Source organism: Micromonospora sp. WMMD1128 (assembly GCF_027497235.1).
GTDB lineage: Bacteria > Actinomycetota > Actinomycetes > Mycobacteriales > Micromonosporaceae > Micromonospora.
The window spans coordinates 1,666,507-1,683,516 of record NZ_CP114902.1 but is presented as its reverse complement, the minus strand read 5'-3'; the positions used below and the strand labels follow the sequence as shown (position 1 = coordinate 1,683,516).

At 72.5% G+C, this 17,010-nt stretch carries 17 protein-coding genes; 4 read left to right on the top strand and 13 right to left on the bottom strand.

Annotated elements, in window-relative coordinates; all coding sequences use genetic code 11:
* Nucleotide 1: 1 nt before the first annotated feature.
* Together O7602_RS08100 and pgl are read left to right on the top strand one after the other, a co-directional pair.
* Complete coding sequence (locus O7602_RS08100) at nucleotides 2-1,018, top strand: glucose-6-phosphate dehydrogenase assembly protein OpcA (RefSeq protein WP_281587591.1); 1,017 nt, start codon at nucleotides 2-4, stop codon at nucleotides 1,016-1,018.
* Nucleotides 1,019-1,087: 69 nt separating this feature from the next.
* The gene (gene pgl / locus O7602_RS08095) at nucleotides 1,088-1,858 is read left to right on the top strand and encodes a 6-phosphogluconolactonase (RefSeq protein WP_281587590.1); all 771 of its coding nucleotides are present in this window, start codon (nucleotides 1,088-1,090) and stop codon (nucleotides 1,856-1,858) included.
* Between the two features lie 73 nt (nucleotides 1,859-1,931).
* Here pgl and O7602_RS08090 read toward each other — a convergent pair whose 3' ends face one another.
* The 11 genes from O7602_RS08090 to O7602_RS08040 form a co-directional block, all read right to left on the bottom strand.
* The gene (locus tag O7602_RS08090; RefSeq protein WP_281587589.1) at nucleotides 1,932-2,276 is read right to left on the bottom strand and encodes an RNA polymerase-binding protein RbpA; all 345 of its coding nucleotides are present in this window, start codon (nucleotides 2,274-2,276) and stop codon (nucleotides 1,932-1,934) included.
* 132 nt (nucleotides 2,277-2,408) lie between these two features.
* Complete coding sequence (gene secG / locus O7602_RS08085) at nucleotides 2,409-2,669, bottom strand: preprotein translocase subunit SecG (RefSeq protein WP_181569394.1); 261 nt, start codon at nucleotides 2,667-2,669, stop codon at nucleotides 2,409-2,411.
* Between the two features lie 95 nt (nucleotides 2,670-2,764).
* On the bottom strand, nucleotides 2,765-3,556 hold the full coding sequence (tpiA, locus tag O7602_RS08080; protein ID WP_281587588.1) for a triose-phosphate isomerase: 792 nt from the start codon (nucleotides 3,554-3,556) through the stop codon (nucleotides 2,765-2,767).
* On the bottom strand, nucleotides 3,557-4,756 hold the full coding sequence (locus O7602_RS08075; protein ID WP_281587587.1) for a phosphoglycerate kinase: 1,200 nt from the start codon (nucleotides 4,754-4,756) through the stop codon (nucleotides 3,557-3,559).
* Entirely contained in the window at nucleotides 4,753-5,757 is a 1,005-nt protein-coding gene (gene gap, locus O7602_RS08070; protein ID WP_281587586.1) for a type I glyceraldehyde-3-phosphate dehydrogenase, read from the bottom strand. The genes O7602_RS08075 and gap overlap by 4 nt, the downstream gene beginning before the upstream one ends.
* A gap of 263 nt (nucleotides 5,758-6,020) precedes the next feature.
* Entirely contained in the window at nucleotides 6,021-7,001 is a 981-nt protein-coding gene (gene whiA / locus O7602_RS08065) for a DNA-binding protein WhiA (protein WP_018788213.1), read from the bottom strand.
* A gap of 55 nt (nucleotides 7,002-7,056) precedes the next feature.
* Nucleotides 7,057-8,061, bottom strand: a complete 1,005-nt coding sequence (yvcK, locus tag O7602_RS08060) for a uridine diphosphate-N-acetylglucosamine-binding protein YvcK (RefSeq protein WP_281587585.1) — start codon at nucleotides 8,059-8,061, stop codon at nucleotides 7,057-7,059.
* Nucleotides 8,058-8,966 carry an RNase adapter RapZ gene (gene rapZ / locus O7602_RS08055; protein ID WP_281590202.1) on the bottom strand — a complete coding sequence of 303 codons (909 nt, stop codon included), beginning with the start codon at nucleotides 8,964-8,966 and terminating at the stop codon, nucleotides 8,058-8,060. Before rapZ ends, yvcK begins: the two co-directional genes overlap by 4 nt.
* A 353-nt stretch (nucleotides 8,967-9,319) precedes the next feature.
* The gene (locus O7602_RS08050; RefSeq protein ID WP_281587584.1) at nucleotides 9,320-10,219 is read right to left on the bottom strand and encodes a hypothetical protein; all 900 of its coding nucleotides are present in this window, start codon (nucleotides 10,217-10,219) and stop codon (nucleotides 9,320-9,322) included.
* A 163-nt stretch (nucleotides 10,220-10,382) separates the two neighbouring features.
* Nucleotides 10,383-10,577, bottom strand: a complete 195-nt coding sequence (locus O7602_RS08045) for a DUF397 domain-containing protein (protein ID WP_281587583.1) — start codon at nucleotides 10,575-10,577, stop codon at nucleotides 10,383-10,385.
* Nucleotides 10,578-10,601: 24 nt separating this feature from the next.
* Nucleotides 10,602-11,405 carry a helix-turn-helix transcriptional regulator gene (locus O7602_RS08040; RefSeq protein ID WP_281587582.1) on the bottom strand — a complete coding sequence of 268 codons (804 nt, stop codon included), beginning with the start codon at nucleotides 11,403-11,405 and terminating at the stop codon, nucleotides 10,602-10,604.
* Nucleotides 11,406-11,416: 11 nt separating this feature from the next.
* Between O7602_RS08040 and O7602_RS08035 the strand changes: the two genes are divergently transcribed.
* Nucleotides 11,417-11,863, top strand: a complete 447-nt coding sequence (locus O7602_RS08035) for a hypothetical protein (RefSeq protein WP_281587581.1) — start codon at nucleotides 11,417-11,419, stop codon at nucleotides 11,861-11,863.
* A 31-nt stretch (nucleotides 11,864-11,894) separates the two neighbouring features.
* Nucleotides 11,895-13,736, top strand: a complete 1,842-nt coding sequence (gene recQ, locus O7602_RS08030) for a DNA helicase RecQ (protein ID WP_281587580.1) — start codon at nucleotides 11,895-11,897, stop codon at nucleotides 13,734-13,736.
* A 744-nt stretch (nucleotides 13,737-14,480) separates the two neighbouring features.
* Here the strand turns inward: recQ and uvrC are convergent.
* The gene (uvrC, locus tag O7602_RS08025) at nucleotides 14,481-16,424 is read right to left on the bottom strand and encodes an excinuclease ABC subunit UvrC (protein ID WP_281587579.1); all 1,944 of its coding nucleotides are present in this window, start codon (nucleotides 16,422-16,424) and stop codon (nucleotides 14,481-14,483) included.
* Between the two features lie 82 nt (nucleotides 16,425-16,506).
* Nucleotides 16,507-16,992, bottom strand: coding sequence for a Rieske (2Fe-2S) protein (locus O7602_RS08020; protein WP_281587578.1), 486 nt, complete (start codon nucleotides 16,990-16,992; stop codon nucleotides 16,507-16,509).
* Nucleotides 16,993-17,010: the final 18 nt, after the last annotated feature.

Here is a 17,010-nt window from a genome sequence, read left to right as displayed (position 1 = left end):
AGTGATCGGGTTGTGGGACACCACGGGCAACGAGGTGGTCAAGGCGCTGGCCGCCGAGCGACGCAGCGCCGGCGGGGTGGCCAGCGGCATGGCGCTCAGCCTGATCGTGGTGGTGGACGAGAAGCGGGTCCGGGAGGCGGAGGCGGCGGCCACCATCGCCGCCGCCGCGCACCCCTGCCGGCTCCTGGTGGTGGTCCGCTCGGACGTCGAGCGGGACCGCAACCGGCTGGACGCCGAGATCGTCGTGGGTGGCCGGCTCGGCCCGTGCGAGGCGGTGGTCACCCGGATGTACGGCCGGCTCGCGCTGCACGCCGAGTCCGTGGTGCTGCCGCTGCTGGTGCCGGACGTGCCGGTGGTGACCTGGTGGCACGACGAGCCGCCGCACGAGATCGCCACCGACTTCCTCGGCGTGGTGGCCGACCGCCGGATCACCGACTCGGCGCAGGCCGCCGACCCGATCGCCGCGCTGCGGCAGCGGGCGCAGGACTACGCGCCGGGTGACACCGACCTGGCCTGGACCCGGATCACCCCGTGGCGCACGCTCGTCGCCGGGGCGTTCGACACCACCCAGGCCCGGGTCACCGAGGCGACGGTGGTGGCGCCGCGCACCGACCCGACCGCGGCGCTGATGCGCGGGTGGCTGACCGCGCGGCTCGGCATCGAGCCGGCCTGGGAGCACACCGACGAGTTCCCGCGGATGCGCGAGGTGCAGCTACGCTGCGCCAACGGCGACGAGCTGACGCTGACCCGGGACGACAGCATCGCGAACTTCCGGCGTACCGGGCAGGAGGACCGGACGCTGCCGCTGGTCCGCCGGCCGCTCGGCGACGAGCTGGCCGAGGAGCTGCGCCGGCTCGACGCCGACCAGGTGTACGCCGAGGCCCTCGGCGCGACGGTCGGGCTGACCGGGTTGGACCAGCGTCCGGCCCAGCGGGTGCACGTGTGGAAGGATCCGGCGACCGCCCGACGGGCCGAGGCCGGGGTGACCGCGCACGCGGGCGCGACCGCCAACGAGTGACCGTCCGGAGCGGGCGGCGACAGGCACCGAGGACCGCCGCGGGGTGGTCGGAACGTGAGGGCACGACGGATGAGTGAAGCGAGTGTCGCCGTACACGCCGACCCTGACCTGCTGGCGCAGGCGGTGGCGGCCCGACTGGTGGTGAAGCTGCTCGACGCGCAGGCCGAGCGCGGTCAGGCGTCGGTGGTGCTGACCGGCGGGCGGATCGCCGCGGCGGTCTACCGGGCGGTCGGCGAGCTGCCCGCCCGGGACGCCGTCGACTGGTCCCGGGTGGACGTCTGGTGGGGCGACGAGCGGTTCCTGCCGGCCGGTGACCCGGATCGCAACGAGACCCAGGCGCGGGCGGCGCTACTGGACGCGCTGCCGCTGGACCCGGCCCGGGTGCACCAGATGCCGGCGTCGGACGGTCCGGCCGGTGACGACCCGGAGGCGGCTGCCGCCGGGTACGCGCGGGAGTTGGCCGCCGCCGCCCGCCCGGGGCACGCCGCCCTCCCCCACTTCGACGTGCTGATGCTCGGCGTCGGTGAGGACGGGCACGTGGCGTCGGTGTTCCCGGAGCACCCGGTGCACCACGACAACCGTCCGGTCAGCGCGGTGCGGGGCAGCCCGAAGCCGCCGCCGGTGCGGACCACGCTGACCCTGCCGACGATCAACACGGCGGAGGAGGTGTGGCTGATCGCCGCCGGGGCGGACAAGGCCCGGGCGGTGGGCATGGCGCTGGCCGGTGCGGGGCCGGTGCAGTTGCCGGCGGCCGGCGTGCACGGCGTCTCCCGTACCCTCTGGCTGCTGGACCGCGCCGCGGCGGCTGATGTCCCGCCGCGCTCGCGCAGCTTGAGGTGATAAGGAGGGGCCCCCTGTTAACGCCTGCGGTATAGGCGGGGCCCCTTCTTAACACCGCTGGGCGCGGGACGCCTCAGGCGCGGCCCCGGCGGCGACGTAGCGCCGCGAGGGCCTCCGCCAGCAGCGCCTCCCCCTCCTCGGGGGTACGCCGCTCCTGCACGTATGCCAGGTGGGTCTTGTAGGGCTCGGCGCGCGTGCGGCCCGGCGGGTTGCCCGGGTCGGGGCCGGCGGGCTCACCGCAGCGGGGGCAGTCCCACGACGCCGGGGTCTCCGCCTCGGCGGCGATCAGGAACTCGACCCGGTGCTCGTGGCGGCACCAGTAGACGACCGGTCGGCGCGGGGCCGGCTCGGAGCGCTGGTCGAAGCGCTCGGGGGCGGACCCGATTCGGGTGCCGCGGATGACGTTGTTGCTGGGCACGGTTGCGCGCTCCCTGTCGTCGGAGGGGGACCGCCGCCGGAAGGGGTCGGCGACGGGCGACGGGCGGAGAAACAGAACTGCGCGCGGTCCGTGACGGACCGCGCGCAGATTGTACGCTTCTTCGGCGCTCGCTCAGGTGCCGCTGCTCATCTGGAGCCGGAGCCACAGCCCGAGCCCGACGATGCACGCGAACCAGACGATGCCCACCAGAACGGTGTAGCGGTCGAGGTTCTTCTCGGCCACCGACGAACCGGCCAGGCTGGAGCTGACGCCGCCGCCGAACATGCTCGACAACCCGCCGCCCTTACCGCGGTGCAGGAGGATCAGCAGGACGAGCAGCACGCTGGTGATGACCAGCAAGGTGATCATCGTGTAGGCGAACCAGATCGGCATGGCGGGGGTCAGTCCTCTCGTTACGATCACTGCCCGGACCTGTCGGGCACGGTGGCACCGACCGGTGGACGGGCAGCGTCAAGAATAGCGAGCGATCAGCGGCCCGTGTGCTCCGGGAACCGACAGATCTGTGCGAACTCCTCCGCGTCGAGGCTCGCGCCCCCCACCAGCGCCCCGTCCACGTCCGGCTGGGCCATGATCGAGGCGACGTTCGACGCCTTGACCGACCCGCCGTAGAGGATCCGGACCTGCCCGGCGGTGGCCTCGTCGTAGGTTTCCACGAGCCGCTTGCGCACCTCGCCGCAGACCTCCTGCGCGTCCTCCGGCGTGGCCGTCTTGCCGGTGCCGATCGCCCAGACCGGCTCGTACGCGACGACGACCTTGGTGACCTGCTCGGCGGTGAGCCCCTTCAGCGCGCCGTCGAGCTGGTCGCAGCAGTGCGGAACGTGCTTGAGCTGCTCCCGGATCTCCAGGCCCTCGCCGATGCAGAGGATCGGGGTGAGCCCGTTCGCCAGCGCCGCCGCCACCTTCGCGTTGACCAGCGCGTCGTCCTCGTAGTGGTACTGCCGCCGCTCGGAGTGGCCGACCGCCACGTAGGTGCAGCCGAGCTTCGCCAGCATCGACCCGGCGATGTCGCCGGTGTAGGCACCGGACGGGAACGGCGACAGGTCCTGCGCGCCGTAGCCGATCAGCAGCTTGTCGCCGTCCACCGCGGTCTGCACGGTACGCAGGTCGGTGAAGGGCGGCAGCACCACGCACTCGACGTCGGTGAGCTGCTTCTCGGTCAGGCTCGCGGCCAGCTTCTGCATCAGCAGGTTGGCTTCGAGGTGGTTCAAATTCATCTTCCAGTTGCCGGCCATCAGCGGCCGGCGGGTCGTGCTCGCCATTCAGTTCTCCAGAGCCGCGATGCCGGGGAGGGTCTTGCCCTCCAGGTATTCCAGGGAGGCGCCGCCGCCGGTGGAGATGTGCCCGAACGAGGACTCGTCCAGGCCCAGCGCGCGCACCGCCGCAGCGGAGTCACCGCCGCCCACCACGCTGAACGCGTCGGCCTTGGTGATCGCCTCGGCCACCCCGCGGGTGCCGTTCGCGAACGCCGGCATCTCGAACACGCCCATCGGGCCGTTCCAGAAGACGGTCTTCGCCTGGGACAGCACGGCGGCGAAGGCGGCCACCGTCTCCGGGCCGATGTCCAGGCCCAGCCGGTGGCTGGGGATGCCGTCGGCGGGGACGGTGTCGTGCGCGGCGTCCGGGGCGAAGGCGTCCGCGGCCACCACGTCGACCGGGAGCATGATCTTGCCCGGCGCGCGTTCCATCAGGTTGCGGCAGGTCTCGACCATCTCCTCCTCCAACAGCGAGGTGCCCACCTCGTGGCCCTGGGCCTTGAGGAAGGTGAAGCACATCCCGCCGCCGATGAGCAGCCGGTCGACAGTGGGCAGCAGCGCCTCGATCACGGCCAGCTTGTCGGAGACCTTCGAGCCGCCCAGCACCACCACGTACGGCCGCTCCGGGTCGCCGGTGAGCCGGCTGAGCACCTCGACCTCACGCAGCACCAGCCGACCGGCGACGTGCGGCAGCCGCGCCGGCACGTCGTGCACGCTCGCATGCTTGCGGTGCACCGCGCCGAAGGCGTCGTCGACGTACGCGTCGCCGAGCGCGGCGAGCTGATCGGCGAACGTGCCCCGCTCGGCCTCGTCCTTGCTCGTCTCGCCCTTGTTGAACCGCAGGTTCTCCAGCAGCGCGACCTGACCGTCGGCCAGCCCGGCCACGGTCGACTGCGCCGAATCGCCGACGGTGTCCTCGGCGAAGGCCACCGGGGCGTCGAGCAGCTCGCCGAGCCGCCCGGCGACCGGGCGGAGGCTGAACTGCGGGTCCGGCGCGCCCTTCGGGCGGCCCAGGTGTGAGCAGACGACCACCTTCGCGCCCGCCTGCACCAGCGCGCCGAGCGTCGGCAGCACCGCGCGGATGCGCCCGTCGTCCGTGATGGCACCGGTCTGCTTGTCGAGCGGGACGTTCAGGTCGGCGCGCACCAGCACGCGCCGACCCGAGACCCCCTCGGCGAGCAGATCGTCGAGGTTACGGATCGTCACAGCGACGAACCCACCAGCTTGACCAGGTCCACCAGGCGGTTGGAGTAGCCCCACTCGTTGTCGTACCAGCCGACGACCTTGACCTGGTTGCCGATCACCTTGGTCAGCGGCGCGTCGAAGATGCACGACGCCGGGTCGGTGACGATGTCGGCGGAGACGATCGGGTCCTCGTTGTAGACCAGGATGCCCTTGAGCGGGCCGTCCGCGGCGGCCTTCAGCGCGGCGTTGACCTCGTCCACGGTGGTCTCCCGGCCGACCTCGACGGTCAGGTCGGTGGCCGAGCCGGTCGGGATCGGCACCCGCAGCGCGTACCCGTCGAGCTTGCCCTTGAGGTCCGGCAGGACCAGGCCGATCGCCTTCGCGGCGCCGGTCGAGGTCGGCACGATGTTGAGCGCGGCGGCGCGGGCCCGGCGCAGGTCCTTGTGCGGCGCGTCCTGCAGGTTCTGGTCCTGCGTGTACGCGTGGATGGTGGTCATCAGACCCTTGGTGATGCCGAACGTGTCGTGCAGCACCTTGGCCATCGGGGCGAGGCAGTTGGTGGTGCAGGAGGCGTTCGAGATGATGTTGTGCGTGGCCGGGTCGTACTGGTCCTGGTTGACGCCCATGACCACGGTGACGTCCTCGTTCTTCGCCGGCGCGGAGATGATGACCTTCTTGGCCCCGCCGTCGATGTGCGCCTTCGCCTTGCCGCCGTCGGTGAAGAACCCGGTGGACTCGATGACCACGTCGGCGCCGACCTCGCCCCAGGGCAGCTTCGCCGGGTCCTTCTCGGCGAACGCCTTGAAGGTCTTGCCGCCCACGGTGATCTCGTCGGCGGTGGCCTTCACCTCGTGCGGGAGGCGGCCCAGGATGCTGTCGTACTTGACGAGGTGAGCGAGCGTCGCGTTGTCGGTCAGGTCGTTGACGGCGACGACCTCGATGTCAGCGCCGGACGCCAGCACTGCCCGGAAGAAGTTACGGCCGATCCGGCCGAAGCCGTTGATGCCAACCCGGATGGTCACAGGTCCCATCTCCTCGCGTTCTGGTCCGCCGGCGTCAGACCACGGCCGGCGAAGGTGTGTGCGCCGACCGTTCGAGCCGGCCGTTGACGGTTCATCTCGGCCACCCCGCCGCGGTCTCTGGGGACCTGACCGCCCGAGGCGGTGATGACGGCGAGAGTGCCTGTGCCGGCCCCCTTGCCGTACGCAGCGACCCTATCCGAGCGCGCGGCGGCCCGCTCGGGCGGGTGGTGGTCCCGCTCGGGCGACGTCGCCCCACCGTCCTATCAGACCACGAGCATGTCCGGCGTGACTGCCGCTTCGGTATCCGGGATGCCCAGGTCGCGGGCTCTTTTGTCGGCGAGCGCGAGCAGCCGGCGGATCCGGCCGGCGATGGCGTCCTTGGTCAGCGGCGGCTCGGCGAGCGCACCCAGCTCCTCCAGGGACGCCTGGCGGTGCTCCAGCCGCAGCCGACCGGCCGAGGTCAGGTGGTTGGGCGCGTCGTCGGCGAGGATCTCCAGCGCCCGGGTGACCCGGGCGGCGGCGGCCACCGCGGCCCGCGCCGAGCGGCGCAGGTTGGCGTCGTCGAAGTTGGCCAGCCGGTTGGCGGTCGCGCGCACCTCCCGGCGTACCCGCCGCTCCTCCCAGGCCAGCACGCTCGAGTGCGCGCCGATGCGGGTGAGCAACGCGGCGATCGCGTCACCGTCCTTGACCACGACCCGGTCCACGCCGCGCACCTCGCGGTTCTTGGCGGTGATGCCGATGCGGCGGGCGGCGCCGACCAGCGCGAGCGCCGACTCCGGCCCCGGGCAGGTGATCTCCAACGCGCTGGAGCGGCCCGGCTCGGTCAGCGAGCCGTGCGCCATGAACGCGCCCCGCCAGGCGGAGACCGCGCAGCAGACGTTGGCGGCCACCACGTGCGGCGGCAGGCCCCGCACCGGGCGGCCCCGCACGTCCAGCAGGCCGGTCTGCCGGGCGAGCGCCTCGCCGTCCTTGACCACCCGCACGATGAAGTGACTGCCCTTGCGCAGGCCGCCCGAGGCGAGCACGTGGATCTCACTCGGGTAGCCGTAGACCTCGGCGATCTCCCGCCGCAGCCGGCGGGCCACCGCGCCGGTGTCCAGCTCCGCCTCGACCACCACCCGCCCCGACACGATGTGCAGGCCGCCGGCGAACCGCAGCAGGGCGGCCATCTCCGCCCGGCGACAGCAGGGCTTGGGCACGTCGACCCGACTCAGCTCGTCCTTGACCGCAGCCGTCATCGCCATTCCAACGCCCCCTCACGGACCGGTACCGGCGTGTCGCCGGTGATTACGTACGTGTCTAACGATCGGCGCCCAGGACAGGCACCAGTGCGGCGCCCAGGGCGGCCGGATCATGACGGGGCGTGCCGTCGGTGACGGCGACGGGAGCGAGGACCAGCCGGGCACCAAGCGATTCTGCCGCACGTTCGACCGCCACGGGATCACCCACCGCCGTGGAGTCGGCGAGCACCATGTCCACTTTCAGCTCGGGCAGATAGCGCCGCAGGGTGTCCAGATGGTCGGGCAGGGACAACCCGGACGTCTCCTTCTCGGCCACCAGGTTCAACGTCACCAGCCGCCGCGCCGCACTGGACACGATCGCGTCGGCCAGGCCGGGCACCAGCAGGTGCGGCAGCACGCTCGTGTACCAACTGCCCGGCCCGAAGACCAGCCAGTCGGCGGCGCGTACCGCGTCCACCGCCTCGGCGCACGCGGCCGGCGCGGCCGGGGCCAGCCGCAGCGACTCGACCGTGCCCGACGTGACCGCCACCTGGTGCTGGCCGCGCACCGTGGACACCTCGTCCGGGTGGGCCGGGTCGGCGCCCCGGACCCGCGCCTCGATGCCCACCGGCTGCCGCGACATCGGCAGCACCCGACCGACCGCGCCGAGCATCGCCCCGGCGTGGTCGAGCGCGGCCACCGGATCGCCGAGCAGCTCCATCAGCCCGTGCAGCAGCAGGTTGCCGACCGCGTGGCCGGCGAGCGGGTCACCCACCCCGGCCGCCGCCGGCGCGCCGAGCGCCGGCGCGGGCGTCGCGACCGCGGCGAAGCGGTGCTGGAACAACGCCGCGCTGCGCCGCGTCGCCGGATGGTCACCGGAGAGCGCCACGAGCGCCTGCCGCAGGTCACCCGGGGGCAGCCCGCCGCGCTCGGCCCGCAACCGGCCGCTGGAGCCGCCGTCGTCACCGACCGTGACCACCGCGGTGATGTCCAGATCCAGTCCGGGTACGCAGTGCCGCAGCGCCCGCAGGGACGCCGAGAGCCCGTGGCCGCCACCGAACGCGACCACCCTGGTCGGGGTCACTCCCGCCCCAGGTCCCGGTGCTGCGCGTGGGCGGCGATGCCGGAGGCGCGCAGCCGGGCGGCCAACTCCTCGGCGATCGCCACGCTGCGGTGCTTGCCGCCGGTGCAGCCGACCGCCACCGTCAGGTAGCGCTTGCCCTCCCGCTCGAACCCGGCGGTGGTGGCGTTGACCAGGTCGGCGTAGCCGGCGACGAACCCGTCCGCGCCCTCCTGGCCCAGCACGTACGCGCTCACCGCCTCCTCCCGGCCGGTGTGCTCGCGCAGCTCCGGCACCCAGTAGGGATTCGGCAGGAACCGGGCGTCCATCACGAAGTCGGCGTCCGGCGGGAGGCCGTACTTGAAGCCGAACGACAGCACGGTGATCCGCAGCCGGCGGGCGTCCTCCCCGCCGAACAGCTCCTCGACCCGGCGGCGCAGCTGGTTGACGTTCAGGTGGCTGGTGTCGATGATCACGTCGGCCTGGTCGCGGGCCTCCTCCAGCAACGCCCGCTCGACCGCGATCCCGTCGGCCAGCCGCCCGTCGCCCTGCAACGGGTGCGACCGGCGCACGCTCTCGAACCGGCGGATCAACACCTCGTCGTCGGCGTCGACGAAGACCACCCGCGGGGAGAAGCCGCGCTCGCGCAGCTCCCGGATCGCGCCGGCCAGGTCCGTGGAGAAGGCCCGCGACCGCACGTCCAGCACCATCGCGGTACGCCGGGCCGCGCCGCCGGCCTTGGACGCCAGCTCGGCCATGTCCAGCAGGAGCGCCTGGGGCAGGTTGTCGACCACGTAGTAGCCGACGTTCTCCAACGCCCGGGCCACCGTGCTGCGCCCACCGCCGGAGAGGCCGGTCACCACCACCAGTGACGTCTCCGCCTCGGTCGGCGCCGGCCGCCCCACAGCGGTCTCCGCGCCGGTCGGCACCAGCTCGTCCACCGTTCGCGCCTCGCTCACCCGTTACCCCCAGCCTGGCGCCGCGGCCGGTCCGGCCGCGCATGGTCAGTCGCCGACTCTAACGGCTGCGCCCCCGCCCGGGATTCCACGGGGTGACCACCGGAACAGCGGCTCGTCCGTTTTCCCGCCCGCCGTCCGACCCGTCCCTCCCCCTCGCGCCCGGTCTTCGCGCCCCGCGCTTCGCGCCCCGCGCTTCGCGCCCCGCGCTGTTTCACGGAAAGAGTGGCTATAGCTGCTGGGATAACCACAGTTTCCGTGAAACAGGGGGCGGGTGGGGCGGGGAGAGGGCGGGGTCGGGGTGGGCGGGTGGACCTGGTCGGCGGTCAGGGTCGACGGAGGAGCGCCTTGACCCGTTGGCGACCGAGCACGGCGAGGTAATCCCATGGCTCGTCGAGACAGGAGTCGACCTCGCACGCGGCGAGGATCTCGGCAAGTCGGGCCGCCAGGTCGTCGGGATCCGGCTGCACCTGCTCGCAGAGGCGGACGTGGACCGCCCGAAGCGCGCCGCCGATCTCGGCCGGCTCCTCCTCGTACGTCTCCCATGCGTCGTACAGGTAGCCGGAGATGCCGTCCCAGGCGCGAGCGGCCCGCTCCACGAGCACCAGCGTCTCCTCGGTCGGCGGCCGTTGGGCGAGCACCTCCACCTCTTCGACGAGCGCCCGCCCGGCCTTCTCCACGTCGTGCAGATCCCAGCCGGAGCCGCTGGTCGCGTCATGGACCAGGTTGTCGATCGTGCGACGAACCTGGGCCAGCTCACCCGCGGTGAACGCCTCAAGCTGGCCGGCCTGCGCCCGCAGCCTGCCCTCCAGGACGCGGTCCGTGGCCGCCCACTCGGCGGCCAGCATGGCCAGCCGCCGCGCCGGGATGCGCCGCGCGAGTTCGGCCAGCTCAGCGACCGTGGGGTCGACCGCCACCGCCGACGGCGGGGTGGCCGCCGACGACCAGGCGAGCCCACCGTCCAGGGCAGCGAGCGTAAGGGCCACCGCGTGCGCGCACAGCCCGGCCCCGGCCGCGCAGTCACACTCGGCGGTGAAGCCGCCGGGTGTGACTCCGACCCAGACCTCGATCGGCGGCTCCCCGGCCGCCCGGATGACGCCTGACGCTCCCCCGCCGACCGGCACGACTTCCGCCGGCTGGCCCGCTGACCGCAGCTCGTCCGCCCCGGCGCAGGCCGCCGAACCGGCCGCGTCCCGGAGTACGTCGATGTCGATGCTTACCGCCATCGGGTCATTCAAGCCGATGCGGGTGATGCCGCCGGCATCAGGGCGACGGACCAACCTGCACGGTCCGGCCCCGCCGCAGGTCGTGGCCGGCGGCGAGCTGTCAGACACACCGCATGTCGCCGACAAGGACGACCAGGAGTGCCGGTTGGGGAGCCGCGAGCTGTCAGCAGCGCCGCAGGTCGGCGACGAAGGACGACCATGCGTGCCGGGTGAAGAGGAGGGTAGGCCCGTCCGGGTCCTTGGAGTCGCGCACTGCCAGCGCGTCGGAAAGCCCGGCCACCTCGACGCAGTTCGAATCGTTCGCACCGCTTCGGCTGCTCTTGCGCCAGCGAACCGGCGCCGAATCTGAGGGGGGCATCGGCAGCGCTCCACGAGGTCGGAGTCAGTCCGGAACCTCGGCGGCAGCCCGGCTGAGGAGGTCTGCGGACCGGTCGGGATCCAGCGCCTTGGCCCGGAGGTGGTCGAACATGAGTCTATAGCGGGCAACCTGTCGGCTCTCCTCAAGCAGCAGCGTGCTGGTGTCGTTGCTGAGGTAGACCACGGTCGGGTCGAGCACCGGATCGTCGTAGCTCAGCAGGGTGAAGGCTCCGCCCATCGCGGCGTGCGCTCCGGCGTTGAACGGCAGGACCTGGATCTCCACCGTGGGCATCTCGCACGCCTCGACCAGGCGCGCGAGCTGGGCGCGCATCACCGCCGGGCCGCCGACCACGCGCCGGAGCACCGCCTCGTCCAGCACCACCCACAGCGACGGTGGCAGGTCACGGGAGAGCAGCGCCTTGCGCGCCAGCCTCGCCGCCACCACCCGGTCCGCCTCGTCCTGGTCGGCGGTGCTGCGACCGGCACGGACGATGGCGCGGACGTACTCCTCGGTCTGCAACAGGCCGGGCACGTACAGGCTCTCGAACGTGCTGATCGAGGTGGCCTCCGCCTCGAAGCCGACGTAGTTGTCCGGCAGCACGTCGCCGTACGCGCTCCACCAGCCCTTCAGCCGGGACTGGCGGAGCAGCGCGGTCAGTGACTCCCGCTCGGACTCGGTGGCCTCGTAGAGGTCGAGCAGCGGCGGCATGTCCTTCGGCATCACCCGCGAGTGCCCCTGCTCCAGGCGAATGATCTTGGTCCGGTGCCAGCCGAGGATCTTGGCCACCTCCTCGGCGGTGCGCCCGGTGCGGTCCCGCAGCCGGCGCAACTCCCGTCGACGTGTCCGAGCGGGTCCGCGCCGCCATCGCCCACGCGCTGTCCACGGCGGAACCGCTCTCGGCGTACCCCGACGCTCTGATCAACCGCGGGCCGGCGGAGCGCGAGCGGCGGTCGGGTCGCAACCGGGCGCCCGCCGGCGCCTACCGGATGCCGCGCCGCTGGACGCTGCATCTGACCTACCTGGCGGCCGACGCGCAGGAGGCCCGCGACCAGGCCGTCGTCTACACCGAGGGGCTGACCATCCTGCGCCCCGAACTGGCCGCGAGCGCCGCGCTGCTGTCCCGGGCCGACGCCTGGAACCACATCGAGCCGGTCTTCTGCGGCCGGGTCGGCCCCGACGGCGAGGTCTGCGCGGACGCCACCGGCCATCCCGGTTTCCACCACGCGGCCGGCATCGACGGGCTGCGGTGGGGCGACGGCGACGGGACGACGGGGCTTCTTCCGTAACGCTGTCGGGGGACGCTCGTAGACTGCGCGGATGGTCTCCCCCACCGAGCAGCGGACCGACGACGCGCTTGGCGTGTTGCGCCGGGTCTTCGGCTACGACGCCTTCCGCGGTGTCCAGCAGGACATCATCGAACACGTGGTGGCCGGCGGCGACGCGCTCGTGCTCATGCCCACCGGTGGCGGCAAGTCGCTCTGCTACCAGATCCCGGCGCTGGTCCGCGACGGCGTGGCGGTGGTCGTCTCACCGCTGATCGCGCTCATGCAGGACCAGGTCGACGCGCTCACCGCGGTCGGCGTCCGGGCCGGCTTCCTCAACTCGACGCAGGACCCGGCGCAGCGCCGCCAGGTCGAGGCGGCCTACCTCGCCGGCGAGCTGGACCTGCTCTACCTCGCTCCGGAAGGGCTGGCCGTGCGGTCCACCCTCGGCCTGCTGGAACGCGGCCGGATCGGCCTGTTCGCGATCGACGAGGCGCACTGCGTCTCGCAGTGGGGGCACGACTTCCGCCCCGACTACCTCAACCTGTCCATGCTGCACGAACGCTGGCCGCAGGTGCCGCGGATCGCGCTGACCGCCACCGCGACCCGGGCCACCCGCACCGAGATCGCCACCCGCCTGCAACTCACCGACGCCCGGCACTTCGTGGCCAGCTTCGACCGGCCCAACATCCAATACCGGATCGTGCCCAAGCGGGAGCCGCGCCGGCAGTTGCTGAGCCTGCTGCGCGACGAGCACCCGGGCGACGCCGGCATCGTCTACTGCCTGTCCCGGGCCTCGGTGGAGAAGACCGCCGACTTCCTGGTCGCCAACGGCATCCCGGCGCTGCCCTACCACGCCGGCCTCGACGCGCGCACCCGCGCCACCAACCAGCAGCGCTTCCTGCGGGAGGACGGGCTGGTCATGGTGGCCACCATCGCGTTCGGCATGGGCATCGACAAGCCCGACGTACGCTTCGTCGCCCACCTCGACCTGCCCAAGTCGGTGGAGGGCTACTACCAGGAGACCGGCCGCGCCGGGCGCGACGGCCTGCCCTCCACGGCCTGGCTGGCGTACGGGCTCCAGGACGTCGTGCAGCAACGCAAGATGATCGAGACGTCCGAAGGCGACCTGGCGCACCGGCGCAACCTCGCCGCCCACCTCGACGCGATGCTGGCGCTCTGCGAGACGGTCCGCTGCCGCCGCGCCCAACTGCTCGAATACTTCGGCGAGACCGGCGCACCCAACTGCGGCAACTGCGACACCTGCCTCGACCCGCCGGAGTCCTGGGACGGCACGGTGGCGGCGCAGAAACTGCTCTCCACCGTCTACCGGCTCGACCGGGAACGCCACCAACGCTTCGGCGCCGGGCACAGCATCGACATCCTGCTCGGCAAGCACACCGACAAGATCGACCAGCACGGCCACGACGCGCTGAGCACGTTCGGCATCGGCACCGACCTGCGCGACACCGAATGGCGCGGCGTGGTGCGGCAACTGCTCGCCGAGGGCCTGCTCGCGGTCGAGGGCGACTACGGCACGCTGGCGCTCACCGAGGCCAGCGCCGACGTGCTCGGCCGGCGACGCACGGTCACGCTGCGCAAGGAGCCGGAGCGTCCACTGTCCGGCCGGGCCGCGAAGCCCCGCGGCGCGGCGACTGTCGTCGCCGATCTCTCCCCCGCCGCCGCCGGTGTCTTCGATCGGCTCCGCGCCTGGCGGGCCGCCACCGCCAAGGAGCAGGGCGTCCCCGCGTACGTCATCTTCCACGACGCGACGCTGCGCCAGATCGCGGCCGAACCGCCGGCTTCGCTGGCCGAGCTGTCCCGGTTCAGCGGCGTGGGCGAGAACAAGCTCGCCAAGTACGGCGAGGCCATCCTCGCCGTCCTCGCCGAGGGGTGACGAAGGGCCGGCCCCGTTCTCGGGCCGCCCCTCGTCGCTTGTGTGGTCAGTAGGTGCGGTCGCGAACCGCCGCTGCTCTGCACCCATCCGCGCACTGCGCACGCACCGTCACCGAACCGGTCTCGCACCCGCGACGGCTGCACATGCGTCTGAGCAGTTCAACCGGCTGATGCGGATAAGGCTGCAGAGCAAAGGCACACCTGGCAGCCTCCTCCCACCCCGCCGGGGCCTTCACGCTCAGCGACCACGCAATCCGCCCGCGGGTCAATGTGGTGAGGAATGGCCTCTCCGGAGACGTTTTCGCACCACGATCTCTAGCGTCCCGAGAAGTGGAAAAGGATCCCGGAGGGCGAGACTCTTGCTTGATCGACTCCAGCTCGCCGAGGTGGCGGCATCCCAGCGTGCCCAACCCCGCCACCTCGCCGAAGTGGAGTCGATCAAGGGGCACTCGGTCAGCCGCGCTTCCGGGAGCGGAGAATCGCCCAGATCCCGCCGACGACAGCCACCGCGGTCGGTAGGAGACAACAGATCGCCAGAATGGACACGTGCCACGGTTTGATCGCTCCCATACGCCGGAAGGATAGGCGGCACTCTCCAGCGCCACGAGCCCCACGGCCCCGACATGACTCACCGCCACGGCGCTGACGTGGTCCGTGGGCGAACGGACAGCCACCACGATCGTGCGCCCCGACCGTCCCGCCCCCGGGAGCGGACGGGCAGGTCAGGAGGAACGGGCGGGGCAGCTCAGGAGGAAGCGGCCGGGGTGGGATCGGCGCCGTCGAGGGCGGCGAGGATCGCCTCGGCGGTGCGCCGGCCCACGCCGGGCACCTCGGTGATCTCCTCCACCGTCGCCGTGGACAGCCGCTTCAGCGAGCCGAAGTGCCGCAGGAGCGCCTTGCGACGGACCTCACCGAGGCCGGGCACGTTGTCGAGCGCCGACTCGGTCATCCGCTTCGAGCGCCGCTGGCGGTGAAACGTGATGGCGAAACGGTGCGCCTCGTCGCGGACCCGTTGCAGCAGGTAGAGCGCCTCGGAGGTGCGCGGCAGGATGACCGGGTAGTCGTCGTCGGGCAACCAGACCTCCTCCAGCCGCTTGGCCAGCCCGCACAGCGCCACGTCGTCGACACCCAGCTCGGCCAGGGCCTTCGCGGCGGCGGCCACCTGGGGCGGGCCGCCGTCGACCACCACCAACTGCGGCGGGTACGCGAACCGGCGCGGACGCCCGGTGGTCGGGTCGATGCCGGGGCGGTCGGGGTCGGCGGCGGTCTCCTCGCCCAGCTCCCCGGTCTCGGCGCGGGCGTCGAGGTAACGGGCGAACCGCCGGCGCAGCACCTCGGACATGGCGGAGAGGTCGTCGGTGGCGCCCCGCACGATGAACCGGCGGTATTCGCTCTTGCGGGGCAGCCCGTCCTCGAACACGACCATGCTGGCGACCACGTCGGTGCCCTGGATCTGGGACACGTCGTAACACTCGATGCGCAGCGGCGAGGTGCGCATGGCCAGCGCGTCGGCGATCTCGTCGAGGGCCTGGCCGCGGGTGGTCAGGTCGCCGGCGCGCTTGAGCTTGTGCCGGGCCAGCGCGTCCTTCGCGTTGCGCTCGACGGTCTCCAGCAGCGAACGCTTGTCGCCACGCTGCGGCACCCGCAGCGACACCCGGCTGCCCCGCCGGTCGGAAAGCCAGTCGGCGAGCGCCTCGGCGTCGCCGGGCAGCTCGGGCACGAGAAGCTCGCGCGGGACGTCGGCCTCGCCCTGCTCGCCGCCGTAGACCTGGGTGCAGAAATGGTGCACGAGGTCGCCGGTGGTCAGCTCCTCGGTCTTCTCCACCACCCAGCCGCGCTGGCCCCGGACCCGGCCGCCACGGACGTGGAAGACCTGCACCGCGGCTTCGAGCGGATCGTCGGCGAACGCGACCACGTCGGCGTCGGTGCCGTCGCCGAGCACCACGGTCTGCTTCTCCATCGCCCGGCGCAGCGCGGCCACGTCGTCGCGCAGCCGAGCGGCCCGCTCGAACTCCAACTGCTCGCTGGCGTCGAGCATGTCCTTCTCGAGCCGGCGGACCATGGTGTCGGTGCGGCCGGCCATGAAGTCGCAGAAGCCGTTGACGATCTCCCGGTGCCGCTCGGCGGTGACGGTGCCGACGCACGGCGCCGAGCACTTGCCGATGTAGCCGAGCAGGCAGGGCCGACCGACCTGACCGGCCCGCTTGAACACCCCGGAGGAGCAGGTGCGCGCCGGGAACACCCGCAGCAGGAGGTCGAGCGTCTCGCGGATGGCCCAGGCGTGCGAGTAGGGGCCGAAGTAGCGCACCCCCTTGCGCTTGGCGCCGCGCATCACCTGCAACCGCGGGTATTCCTCGTCGAGGGTGACCGCGAGGTAGGGGTAGGACTTGTCGTCGCGGTAGCGGACGTTGAACCTCGGATCGTACTGCTTGATCCAGGTGTATTCCTGCTGGAGCGCCTCCACCTCGGTGGCGACGGTGATCCAGTCGACCGACTCGGCGGTGAAGACCATCTGCCGGGTGCGCTGGTGCAGGTTGACCGGGTCGGCGAAGTAGGAGTTGAGCCGGCTGCGCAGGTTGCGCGCCTTGCCGACGTAGATCACCCGGCCGGTGCCGTCGCGGAAGCGGTAGACCCCTGGCGACTCCGGGATGGTGCCGGTCGCGGGACGGTAGGTCGAGGGGTCAGCCACCCCGCAAGCGTAGTCCGCACCCCCGACACCGACCGCCGCCGCGCCCTCGCCCGCACCCGGCGGACGAGGGCGGCGCGTCCGGTCAGGCGAGGGTGATCTGGTCGCCCTCGACCTTGATCTGCTTGGCGGCGAGCGGCCTGGTGGCCGGGCCACCCTTCACCGCGCCGTCGGTGATCGAGAACCTGCTGTTGTGGCACGTGCAGTTGATCGTGCCGCCGTCGACGTTCGACACCGGGCACCCCTGGTGGGTGCAGATCGGGTCGAAGGCTTTGAACTGCCCGGCTTCGGGCTGGGTGATGACGACACCCTGGCTGGCGTACACCGTGCCACCGCCGACCGGGATGTCGGCGGTGCGGGCCAGCGGACCGCTGCTGTCCCGGTTGCCACCGCCGGCGTCGCCGGTCGCGGTGGCGCTCGGCGGGCCTGCGCTGGTCGGGGCGAGACCCGGGGTCGCGTCGTCGTCACCGCAGCCCGCGAGCACCACCGCCGCGCCGACCGCGCCGGCGCCCGCGAGCAGCGCCCGGCGGCTCCGGGTGACCCGCCCGGTCAACGCCTGATCATCACTCATCTCCGGCCTTCCTCTCGG

Coding starts and splice junctions, on each gene's coding strand:
- pgl (WP_281587590.1), top strand. CDS start 1,088: ATGAGTGAAGCGAGTGTCGCCGTACACGCCGACCCTGACCTGCTGGCG.
- secG (WP_181569394.1), bottom strand. CDS start 2,669: ATGCCGATCTGGTTCGCCTACACGATGATCACCTTGCTGGTCATCACC.
- tpiA (WP_281587588.1), bottom strand. CDS start 3,556: ATGGCGAGCACGACCCGCCGGCCGCTGATGGCCGGCAACTGGAAGATG.
- whiA (WP_018788213.1), bottom strand. CDS start 7,001: ATGGCGATGACGGCTGCGGTCAAGGACGAGCTGAGTCGGGTCGACGTG.
- O7602_RS08050 (WP_281587584.1), bottom strand. CDS start 10,219: ATGGCGGTAAGCATCGACATCGACGTACTCCGGGACGCGGCCGGTTCG.
- O7602_RS08045 (WP_281587583.1), bottom strand. CDS start 10,577: ATGCCCCCCTCAGATTCGGCGCCGGTTCGCTGGCGCAAGAGCAGCCGA.
- recQ (WP_281587580.1), top strand. CDS start 11,895: ATGGTCTCCCCCACCGAGCAGCGGACCGACGACGCGCTTGGCGTGTTG.
- O7602_RS08020 (WP_281587578.1), bottom strand. CDS start 16,992: ATGAGTGATGATCAGGCGTTGACCGGGCGGGTCACCCGGAGCCGCCGG.